Source organism: Microbacterium sp. AR7-10, from assembly GCF_001878835.1.
GTDB classification, from domain to species: Bacteria; Actinomycetota; Actinomycetes; order Actinomycetales; family Microbacteriaceae; genus Microbacterium; species Microbacterium commune.
Genome location: NZ_MJIR01000008.1, coordinates 1 through 10,569, shown reverse-complemented (window position 1 = coordinate 10,569; position 10,569 = coordinate 1). Strand labels below are relative to the sequence as shown.

The window sequence follows — 10,569 nt, the reverse complement described above, 5'->3', positions numbered from 1 at the left end:
CGTAGCGCTCGGTGAGCTGCACCATCAGGTCGGGGGTGTCGCGGTCGACGCCGAACACGTGGCCGGGGAAGTCGAGCGCGGGCATCGCGGCGGCGATCTCATCGGCCCGGTCGGGCGAGAACAGCTGCACGGGGTCGCCGACCGCGACCCAGCCGATCGGAACGACGCTGCCCTCCGGCAGCACCGCGCGGCGCTGGACGATCGCGTTCACCCGCACCTCGCAGCGAGGCCCGATGAGCGAGCCGTTGAAGACGCGAGCGCCGGATGCCAGGAACACCTCCTCACCGACGGTCGCACCCGACCCGCGATGCTCGCCAGCGTGCCCACGAGGGTGTGATCGCCGATGTGCACGGCGTCGGCCGCCGTGGCGCGGATGAGCGCGTTCTCCATCACGATGACATGCTCGCCGAGGGTGATCGGCCCGCCCTCGGCGGTGATCACGGCGCCGTGCAGCACCTGGCAGTTCGGTCCGATCTCGACGTCTCCCGAGATCACTGCGGTCGGCGCCACGACGGCGGTGTCGTGGATGCGGGGCCGAGCCCCGAGGTGCTCGTACATCATGCGGCCAGACTAGCCCTGCGCGTCGGCGCCGCGCTGCCTCAGCGGGCGCGCAGCACCGCCGGCAGCACGATGTACACCTCGGGGATCATGCCGGGGGTCACCCGCTTGCGGAAGATCCAGTAGCTCCACGCCTGGTAGAGCAGGATCACCGGCAGCGACACGGCGGCAACGACCGTCATCACGCCGAGCGTGTACGGCCCGTTGGCGGCGTTCCAGACAGTGAGGTCGAACGCGGCATCCACCGTGGAGGGCAGCAGCAGCGGGAACATCCCGGCGAAGATGGCCGCGGCGCCGAACAGCCCGAACCCGGCGAAGCCGATGAACGCGCGACCCTCGTGGCGCCCCCGCGCCGCCCGCCAGCCGAAGGCGGCGGCGAGCACCGCGAACACGATGAGCGTCCAGGCGAACACGTTGCCGCCGTGCGCCACCTGCACCCAGATCGCCCACACGGCCGCCGGGGCGATGCACAGCGGCGCCCAGCGGGCGGCGAAGCGTCCGGCCCGCTCGCGCACCGGACCGTCGGCCTTGAGACCGAGGAAGGTCGCCGAGTGCAGCAGCGCGAAGCCGACCACGGCGAGACCGCCGAGCACGGCGGGAACCGTCAGCCAGACGAACGGTCCGCCGACGCGGTCGCCGTTCGCGTCGATGGGCAGACCCGTCGAGGTCAGCGCCAGCGCCGCCCCGATGCAGAACGCGACGATGAGAGAGCCGAGCCCGATCATCCAGGTCCACAGGGTGCGCCAGCGCTCGGTGTGCACCTTGCCGCGGTACTCGATGCCGACGGCTCGCACGATGAGACCGACCAGGGTGATCGTCAGCGGCACGTACAGCGTGGAGAACAGTGAGGCGTACCAGGCGGGGAACGCGGCGAACATCGCCGCCCCCGCGGTGATCAGCCACACCTCATTGCCGTCCCAGACGGGACCGATGGTGTTCAGCATCACGCGACGGTCGCGCTCGGATCGGGTGGAGAACACCATGTGCATGCCCACACCGAGGTCGAAGCCCTCCAGCAGCAGGTAGCCGATCCACAGCACGGCGATCGCCACGAACCAGACGACGGGAAGCGGTTCCATTTCCTCAGTTCCTCTCGGGCCGGTCAGTATGCGAAGGCGAGCACGTCGTCGCGTCGGTCGGGATCGGGTCGGGTGCCGTCGCCGTCATCCGGATGCCCGGGTGCGGCGAGTTCGGGCATCGAGGCGGCCACACCGCCGCGGACGTACTTCACCATCAGGTAGAGCTCGATCACGAGCATCACGCCGTACACGGCGCTGAGGGTGATGACCGAGAACAGCAGCTCGCCTGCCGTCACGCCGGGTGAGACGGCCGCGGCGGTGAACATGAAGACACCGTCGACGCCGGTCGCGTCGGGGTTGGGCGCCACCACGAAGGGCTGGCGGCCGAGCTCGGTGAAGATCCAGCCGGCGATGTTGGCCGCGAACGGTGCGACGATGCCGAGCAGCGCGAGGCGCATGATCCACGGCGAGCGCGGCACGGTGCCCTTGCGGGTCAGCCACAGCGCGACGACGCCGCCGAAGGCGACGACCCCGCCGAGGCCGATCATCAGCCGGAAGCCCCAGTAGGTGACCCACATCACCGGCACGTACTGCACGTCGGTGCCGGCCATGTCGCCGTAGAGCGCGTCATCGGGGATCGTCTTGCCGTACTGGTCGACGTACTGCGGCTCGAGATCCTTGATGCCGGGCATGTCCGCACCCCACTCGCCGGTGCCCAGGAAGCCCAGCACGCCGGGGATCTCGATGAGGGTGATCACATCGGCGCAGTCCGTCGACCCCGGGTCGCCGAGGGAGAGCACCGAGAACGACGAGCCGGTGTGGCAGGCGGCCTCCGCCGCCGCCATCTTCATCGGCTGCTGCTCGTACATCAGCTTGCCCTGGATGTCGCCGGATGCCACGGTGCCGAGGAACCCGGCGATGGCCACGATCGCGCCGAAGCGCAGCGACCAGATCCAGACGCCGTGGTCCTTCTTGTCGCGTCCTGGTACGGCATCCGCCTGTCCGACGATCACGCGACCGGTCGCGTCGACCGAGTCGATGCCGTCGTGGCGGCGCCGCCACAGGTGGTACCAGGAGATGCCGAGCAGGAACATGCCCGCCACCACCAGGGCCCCGAAGATCGTGTGGGTGTAGGCGGCGAGCGCGGTGTTGTTGGTGAGCACGGCCCACACGTCGGTCATCACGGGGCGACCGTCGGCACCCATCTCGACGCCGACCGGGTGCTGCATCCACGAGTTGGCGACGATGATGAAGAACGCCGAGATCCACGATCCGATCACCGCGCACCACAGCGCCGCGAGGTGCAGGCCCTTGCGGAGCCGTCCCCAGCCGAAGATCCAGATGCCGAGGAAGGTGGACTCCACGAAGAAGGCGAGCAGCCCCTCCATCGCCAGGGGTGCACCGAACACGTCGCCGACGAAGCGGGAGTATTCGCTCCACGCCATGCCGAACTGGAACTCCTGCACGAGGCCGGTGGCGACGCCGACGATGAAGTTGATCAGGTAGACCTTGCCCCAGAACTTCGTCATGCGCAGGAACTTCTCGTCTCCCGTGCGCACCCAGCGGGTCTGCATGATCGCGACCATCATGCCGAGACCGAGAGTCAGCGGCACCATCAGGAAGTGATAGACGGTCGTGATGCCGAACTGCCAGCGGGCGATGTCGAGAACGTCCACGCGGTTTCTCCGTTCGCGAAGGGGCGGCGGTCGATCCCGCCACGACTATTCTACGTCTCGTAGAACTTCTTCGACACACGATAGAACAAATTCGACAGGGAGTAGAATCGAAGAGCCGGAGATAATCCGACGAAGGAGGGATGCGCTGATGGGAACGCTCGGAGAGCTCGAACGAGCCGTGATGGATGCCATCTGGGAAGCCGACGCGGCGCTGAGCGCCTACGACGTCCAGCACCAGCTCGAGGCAGCGGGGCGGTCGCTGGCCGTGACCACTCTGCTGACCGTGCTGTCGCGCCTGGAGAAGAAGGGCTTCGTCGCCTCCGACCGCTCGGCGCGCCCGCACCGCTACACCGCCGTCGCCTCCCGCGCGGATCATGTCGCAGAGCTCATGCACTCCGTGCTCGGCGACGCCGGTGACCGCACCGCCGTGCTCGAGCGGTTCGTCGGCGGGGTCTCCCCCGAGGATGCCGCCGTGCTGCGCCAGCTGCTCGGCCGCTCGGGCTGACCGAGGCACCGTGCGGAACGACGAGCCATGCTGATCGACGAGCCATGCTGACGGTCGCTGCCGACACGGCGCAGAGCGGGGCGCTGGTGATCCCGCACGGCGTCGTCATCTTCGGCGCGGTCGTGCTGGGACTGTTCGCGGTCGGGCTCGCCTGGCCGGTGCCGGTGGCCCTGTCACGTGCGTCATGGCCGATGCGCGCGCCCGTGATGGCACTGCTGCTGTGGCAGGCGATCGGCCTGGCCGGCGGGTTCTCGATGATCGCGGCGCTGGCTCTCGCCGGTCACGCGGCGCTGCCCGGGCATCCGTGGCTCGCGCCGATCCCCGCCGCCCTGTTCACCATCTACCTGCTCACTCACCTCGGCGCGACGATCGTGCAGGTGACGAAGCAGCGCCGCCGCCATCTCGCACTTCTCGAGATGCTGACCTCTCCGCATCCGACCCGCGCGCGCACGCGGGTGATCGACGATGCGGTCCCCATGGCCTACTGCCTGCCGAACGGGCCGAGGTCGGTCACCGTGCTCTCCCAGGGACTGCTCGATCGCCTCGATCCGGACGAGCTGGCCGCGGTGATCGCGCACGAGCGCGCGCACGTCGAGCAGCGGCACGATCTGCTGCTGCTCGCGTTCCGCGCCTGGCGGTCGGCACTGCCCTGGTTCCCGATGGCGGCGCGTGCGGAAGCCGAGGTCGCGGCGCTCGTGGAGATGCTCGCCGACGATCACGCGCGCCGGGAGGTGCGCGACGAGGTGCTCGCCAGGGCGATCCTGCAGGTGGGCGCCAGCGGCGTGCCCGGCGCTGATCAGCCGGTGTCCGGGTCGATGCGGGTGAGCGACCGGTTCCGGCGGCTCGCCGGCTGACGCGGGAGCGCCCCCTACCTCCGCGTGTTCGCCTGCATCAGATGAGCGGAGGCGGCACGCGCGCCGAGCCGCACGACCGCGTCGCCGTCACGCCGATCCGCTGTGCGGTGCGAGACGAGAACGACGATGCGCTCGGCGGTGGCATCGCGGACGTCGCCCATCATCGCCGCGGCGGTCGGCCGATCGAGGTGGGCGGTCGGCTCGTCGAGCAGGATGACCTCGGCACGAGTGAGCAGGGCCCGCGCCACGGCGAGCCGCTGACGCTCGCCTCCCGACAGTGCCGAGCCTCCGGGGCCGACCCGGGCGTCGAGGTCGCCGCCGAGCGCACCCAGCAGGTCGGCGAGACCCGCGTGCGCGAGCACACCGCGCAGCGCATCGTCGTCGGGTGCGTCGTCGCGATCGCGTGCCAGCAGCAGGTTGCCGCGCAGCGTGGAGTCGAAGACGTAGGCATCCTGCGGGCACCACGCGACCCGGCTGCGCCACGCCCGCTCGTCGAAGGTCGTGATCGGCAGCCGGTCGGCGGTGATCTCTCCGGATGCCACGGGCAGCGCGCCCATCATCGCTGAGAGCAGCGTGGACTTGCCGGATCCCGACGGCCCGTCGAGCACGAGCCACCGGCCGCGATCCACCTCGGCGGTCACGTCCGACACCGCCGGGGCGGCAGCGCCGGGATACGAGACCGTCACCGCTTCGAGCGCGAGGTGTGTGACGGCATCCGGTGTCGTCGTCCCCCACGCCGGGCTCGGCGCCGGCCGCAGCACGACATCGAGACGACGCAGCAGCGTCTGCAGCGCCGGCAGGCGATGCATCGCGGCGACGAGGGCGGCGAGCGGCTCGAGCAGGGCCAGCGAGAGCAGTGCGACGACCGACGCGGACTCGGCCGGCAGGTCGGGAGAGAGCACCGGAACGAGCACGGCGAGCATCGTGGTGGCGATGGTCACGACGGCCGTGCCCAGTCCCGCCGACCACGCGGCGCGGCGCTCCGCCGAGGCGAGCTGCCGCGCGTGCGCGTCGAGCCGGCGCAGTGCGACGGGCGCGACCGCGTTGCCGCGCAGGTCGTCGGCGGCGGAGGCGAGGACGGCGGTCGAGCGCACGATGGCCGACCGGGCGGCGACGCGATCAGCGGCGGCGCCGCGCTCGCTGACGACGGCGAGCACCGACGCGATGACGACGGCGGCGATGAGCACCGCGGCGACCAGCACGGTGAGGTGCGGGGTCACGAACGCCGCCGTGACGATCGTCCCCGCGACGACGAGCACGCCCGCGCCGAGCGGAGGGACGACGCGCGGCAGCTGATCACGCAGGTCGTCGGCGAGCGTGACGAGGTAGTCGAGCGGAGCGCCGCCCTCGAGCAGACGTCTGGAGCCCGCGCCTCGAGCGGCGATGGCCCGCCAGAGCCGCAGGCGCAGCGCATCCACGACGAGGAACGTCGCACGGTGGGTGACGAGTCGGTCGGCGTAGCGCCCGACGGCGCGCCCGATGCCGAATGCGCGCACTCCCACGATCGCGACGAGCAGGTACATGATGTACTCCTCGACGCTGGCGCGCACGATCAGCCAGCCCGAGACAGCCGTGAGCGCGACCGCGAGTCCCGCGGCGAGCGCGGAGAGCGTCATCGACGCCGCCCACAGCCAGGCGTGCGGGCGAAGCAGCGCGGCGAGCGTGAGGCTGCGCCGACCCGCTGCCGGCGGCACCGTGAGGGGGGACGACGACGCCGACGGATGCCCGGTCTCGGTCCGTCCGTCGGATCCCGAGTCCTCCCGAGGTTCGCCATCGACCCGGTCGGCAGCCGCGTCGTGCACCGAGTCGCCCACCGGGACGAATCGGTCGGCCAGTGCCAGGGTCTCCGGCTCGTGACTGGCGAGCACGATCGTGCAGCGCGCGGCGCGACGTCGCACCGCGGCGCGCACGAGGTCGGCCGCCACCGGGTCGAGGTGCGCGGTGGGCTCGTCGAGCACGAGGAGGCGGGCGCCGGCATCCACCCGCGCGAGAGCGCGCGCCACCGCCAGGCGGCGCTGCTCCCCCGGGCTGAGCTCGGCGACCGCCGCGTCGGCCAGGCCCCCGAGCCCCAGCTCGTCGAGCGCGGCAGGCCCGGCGCCGTACAGCGCCAGTTCTTCGCGAGGCGTCTCGGCGAATCCCCGGGGCGCCTGGGGCGCCCAGGCCACGGCATCCGGATCGACTCCGTGCACCGCCCCCGAGACCACGGCCTCGGCGGGAAGCACCCCGGCGAGCGCACCGAGCAGCGTCGACTTGCCGGCGCCGCTCGGGCCGGTGATCGCCGTGATCCCCGAGATCTCTGCCGTTACCGCGCGCAGCGCCGGTGCCCGGCGGCCGGGGTAGGTGATCGTCAGGGCGTCGAGGCGCACCGGACCGGTCGACTCGCCGCGCGCGTCGCGGCGGGGCGGTGCGCTCAGCATCGCCTTCGCGCGCTCGAGCGCGGAAAGTCCATCCTGCGAGGCATGGAAGGCTGTGCCCACATCACGCAGCGCGGTGAAGCACTCGGGCGCGAGGATGAGTGCGATGAGCGCGGGCTCGAGCGCCATCGTGCCGTTCAGCAGCCGCAGGCCGAGGAATACGGCCACCACCGCCACCGAGATCGTGGCGATCAGCTCGAGGGCGAGCGCCGACAGGAACGCCCAGCGCAGCGTCTCCTCGGTGTGCCGGCGATAGCGACGCTGGATGCCGTCGAGAGCCCGCGTCTGCTCGTCGACGCGGCCCAGCCCGACGAGCACGGGCAGACCGCGGGCGAGCTCGGTGAGGTGATCGGCGAGGCGGGTGAGAGCGCTGAGCGCCGCGTCGGTGCGCTGCTGCGTGTGCCGGCCGATCAGGATCATGAACAGCGGCACGAGCGGGACGGTGATCACGATGATGAGAGCGCTGAGCCAGTCGGCGCCGAGTATCCGCACCCCCACCAGCACGGGCACGACCGCCGCGCCGATCAGGGCGGGCAGCGACTGGATGAAGTAGTCGTCGAGGTCGTCGAGACCGTCCGCGGCGAGCACGGCGGTGCCGCCGCCGGCGCGGTCGCCCTCGACGATGCGACCCCACAGGCGGCTGCGCAGGTCGCGCTTGACGTGGGTGGCGACGCTGCGGGAGACGACCTCGGTCGCCCATTCCGCCCCGGCCCGCAGCAGCGCTCCCGTCACCCCCAGGATGAGGATGGCGCGGGTGGCGTCGGGTGTCAGCCCGGACGCTGCGAGGCCGGCGATCCCGCGGGCCACGGCCTCGGCGATGAGCACGAGACCGAGCGCGCGTGCGGCGGCGAGCAGCCCGAGCACGTACAGTGCCCGCTTCGGCACCGAGGACAGGTCGGGCCGGCGCGACGGCGTCTTGGGGCGCGACGCCTCCAGCACCCAGGGATCTCGGTCAGCGCTCACCCCGTAATTCTACTGTGCGTAGAAGTGCGGGTCTGTCGCGCCGCCAGCGGATCAGACGACCGCCGGCTCCGCCTTCGCCGGCTCGGGGAACATCGCGGTGAAGAGGTTGCCGACCCACTCGATGAGATCGGAATCCGTGGGCATCGGCACGACCAGCGCCTCTCCTCCGCCGACGAGCTTCGCCTTCGGGTACAGCCGCTGCAGGCGCACCTTCATCGAGTCCTCGAAGCGGGCCGGCGCGATGCGCAGGTTCGATCCCATCGCCACGACATCCGACAGCCCTGCTCGCGCGGCGCGCCGGCGCAGACGCGCCACCTTCACCAGCGTGGTGACCTCGTCGGGGAACGCACCGTACCGGTCGACGAGCTCCTCGACCACGAGGTCGATCGCGTCGTCAGCGGCCGACACCGTGGCCGCCGACGACAGCTTCTGATAGGCCTCCAGCCGCAGCCGCTCGCTGTCGATGTAGTACTCGGGGATGCGGGCATCCACGGGCAGCTCGAGACGCAGCTCGACCTCGGAGTTCGTGTCCTCGCCGCGGAAGGTCGCCACCGCCTCGCCGATCATGCGCAGGTACAGGTCGAACCCGACCCCCGCGATGTGACCGGCCTGCTCGGCGCCGAGGAGGTTGCCCGCGCCGCGCAGCTCGAGGTCCTTCAGCGCCACCTGCATACCCGAGCCCAGGTCGTTGTTCACCGCGATGGTCTGCAGACGGTCGGCTGCGGTCTCGCTCAGCGGCTTCGTGTCGTCGTACAGGAAGTACGCGTACGCGCGCTCGCGGCCGCGGCCCACGCGTCCGCGCAGCTGGTGCAGCTGCGACAGGCCGTACTTGTCGGCCCGGTCGATGATGATCGTGTTGGCGTTGGAGATGTCGAGACCGGTCTCGATGATGGTGGTCGAGACGAGCACGTCGTACTTGCGCTCCCAGAAGTCGTCGACGACCTGCTCGAGCTGATGCTCGCCCATCCTGCCGTGCGCCACCGCGATCCGCGCCTCCGGCACGAGCTCGGCGAGCTCCGACGCGACGCGCTGGATCGACTGCACGCGGTTGTGCACGAAGAACACCTGCCCCTCGCGCAGGATCTCGCGGCGGATCGCCGCGGCGATCTGCTTGTCGCTGCGCGGGCCGACGAACGAGAGGATCGGATGCCTGTCCTCCGGCGGCGTCTGCAGCGTCGACATCTCCCGGATGCCGGTGACCGCCATCTCGAGGGTGCGCGGGATGGGCGTGGCGCTCATGGCGAGGATGTCGACGTTCGTCTTCAACTTCTTCAGCGCGTCCTTGTGCTCGACGCCGAAGCGCTGCTCCTCGTCGATGATCATCAAACCGAGGTCCTTGAAGAGCACCTGCTCGGTGAGGATGCGGTGCGTGCCGATGACCATGTCGACCGACCCGTCGAGCAGACCCTGCAGCGTGAGCCGCGCCTCCTTGTCGCTCTGGAACCGCGAAAGCGGTCGCACCTGCACCGGGAAGCCGGCGAACCGCTCGGTGAAGGTCTCGAAGTGCTGCTTGACGAGCAGGGTGGTCGGCACGAGCATCGCGACCTGCTTGCCCTCCTGGATGGCCTTGAAGGCGGCGCGAACCGCGACCTCGGTCTTGCCGAAGCCGACGTCACCCGAGAGCAGGCGGTCCATCGGGATGGGCCGCTCCATGTCGGCTTTGATCTCTTCGATCGTCTGCAGCTGGTCGTGGGTCTCGGCGAACGGGAACGCCTCCTCCAGCTCTCGCTGCCAGGGCGTGTCGGGGCCGAAGGCGTGCCCCTTCGAGCTCATCCGCGCCGAGTACAGCTTGACCAGCTCGACGGCGATGTCGCGCACCGCCCGGCGCGCCTTGCCCTTGGCCGCCGCCCAGTCGCTGCCGCCCATCTTCGACAGGGTGGGCGCCTCACCGCCGACGTACTTCGAGAGCATGTCGAGCTGGTCGGTGGGCACGAAGAGCTTGTCGCCCGGGTACCCGCGCTTCGAGGGCGCGTACTCCAGCACGAGGTACTCGCGCGTCGTCTTCACGGCGTTGCGTCCGCCCGACGACACCTCGCGCTTGGTCATCTCGACGAAGCGGCCGATGCCGTGCGTGGAGTGCACGACGAAGTCGCCCGGCTTCAGCTGCAGCGGGTCGACGACGTTGCGGCGGCGCGACGCGAGCTTCTTCACCGTCCGCTGGTCGCCGCCGATGGTGCGGCCGTAGAACTCGTTGTCGGTGAGCACGGCGATCCGGGCATCCGGCACCTGGAAACCCGATTCGACCGATCCCGCGACCAGCGTCGCCACACCGGCCTCGGGCTCGTCGACCAGACGGTCGACGATGCGCGCGGCGAGGCCGCGGTCGCTGAGCACGTCGCGCGCCCGCTCGACCAGCCCCTGGCCCGACGCGATCACGACGACGCGCCAGCCCTCGGCGAGCCGCGCCTCGACGAACGCGATCGCACCGTCGACGTTTCCGTGGAACGACGGGATGATCGAGGCGTCGAGGTTCTCGGCCGCGTCGTCGTCGACGGCGAACGGCGTGACCCGCCACCACACGCCGTCGCGCTCGTGCACGATCTCGCGCATGCGCGCCAGGCTGAGGAAGTCACCCGCCCC

General features: G+C 70.9%; 7 protein-coding genes and 1 pseudogene. 2 read left to right on the top strand and 6 right to left on the bottom strand.

Annotation, left to right across the window (positions count from 1 at the left end):
* The 4 genes and pseudogenes from BFN01_RS15690 to BFN01_RS00755 form a co-directional block, all read right to left on the bottom strand.
* Window positions 1-211, bottom strand: a pseudogene (locus tag BFN01_RS15690) (gamma carbonic anhydrase family protein); the annotation flags it as partial.
* A complete protein-coding gene (locus tag BFN01_RS15685) occupies window positions 208-561 on the bottom strand; it encodes a gamma carbonic anhydrase family protein (RefSeq protein WP_256220979.1) in 354 nt (117 codons plus the stop codon). The pseudogene BFN01_RS15690 and the gene BFN01_RS15685, both read right to left, overlap by 4 nt.
* A 38-nt stretch (window positions 562-599) precedes the next feature.
* Entirely contained in the window at window positions 600-1,637 is a 1,038-nt protein-coding gene (cydB, locus tag BFN01_RS00760) for a cytochrome d ubiquinol oxidase subunit II (RefSeq protein ID WP_071640526.1), read from the bottom strand.
* Between the two features lie 23 nt (window positions 1,638-1,660).
* Window positions 1,661-3,253, bottom strand: coding sequence for a cytochrome ubiquinol oxidase subunit I (locus BFN01_RS00755; protein ID WP_071640524.1), 1,593 nt, complete (start codon window positions 3,251-3,253; stop codon window positions 1,661-1,663).
* Window positions 3,254-3,401: 148 nt separating this feature from the next.
* Between BFN01_RS00755 and BFN01_RS00750 the strand changes: the two genes are divergently transcribed.
* The gene (locus tag BFN01_RS00750; protein ID WP_071640522.1) at window positions 3,402-3,758 is read left to right on the top strand and encodes a BlaI/MecI/CopY family transcriptional regulator; all 357 of its coding nucleotides are present in this window, start codon (window positions 3,402-3,404) and stop codon (window positions 3,756-3,758) included.
* 44 nt (window positions 3,759-3,802) lie between these two features.
* Window positions 3,803-4,612, top strand: coding sequence for a M56 family metallopeptidase (locus BFN01_RS15970; RefSeq protein ID WP_071640520.1), 810 nt, complete (start codon window positions 3,803-3,805; stop codon window positions 4,610-4,612).
* A gap of 14 nt (window positions 4,613-4,626) precedes the next feature.
* On the opposite strand, the gene cydC is transcribed toward BFN01_RS15970, so the two are convergent.
* Both cydC and mfd read right to left on the bottom strand, forming a co-directional pair.
* The gene (gene cydC / locus BFN01_RS00740; RefSeq protein WP_256220978.1) at window positions 4,627-7,989 is read right to left on the bottom strand and encodes a thiol reductant ABC exporter subunit CydC; all 3,363 of its coding nucleotides are present in this window, start codon (window positions 7,987-7,989) and stop codon (window positions 4,627-4,629) included.
* 51 nt (window positions 7,990-8,040) lie between these two features.
* Window positions 8,041-10,569, bottom strand: a 2,529-nt coding sequence (gene mfd / locus BFN01_RS00735) for a transcription-repair coupling factor (protein WP_071640518.1), incomplete at its 5' end; no start/stop codon positions are given.

Excerpts from the sequence above, each read along its gene's own strand:
- BFN01_RS15685 (WP_256220979.1), bottom strand. The coding sequence starts at position 561 with ATGATGTACGAGCACCTCGGGGCTCGGCCCCGCATCCACGACACCGCC.
- cydB (WP_071640526.1), bottom strand. The coding sequence starts at position 1,637 with ATGGAACCGCTTCCCGTCGTCTGGTTCGTGGCGATCGCCGTGCTGTGG.
- BFN01_RS00750 (WP_071640522.1), top strand. The coding sequence starts at position 3,402 with ATGGGAACGCTCGGAGAGCTCGAACGAGCCGTGATGGATGCCATCTGG.
- BFN01_RS15970 (WP_071640520.1), top strand. The coding sequence starts at position 3,803 with ATGCTGACGGTCGCTGCCGACACGGCGCAGAGCGGGGCGCTGGTGATC.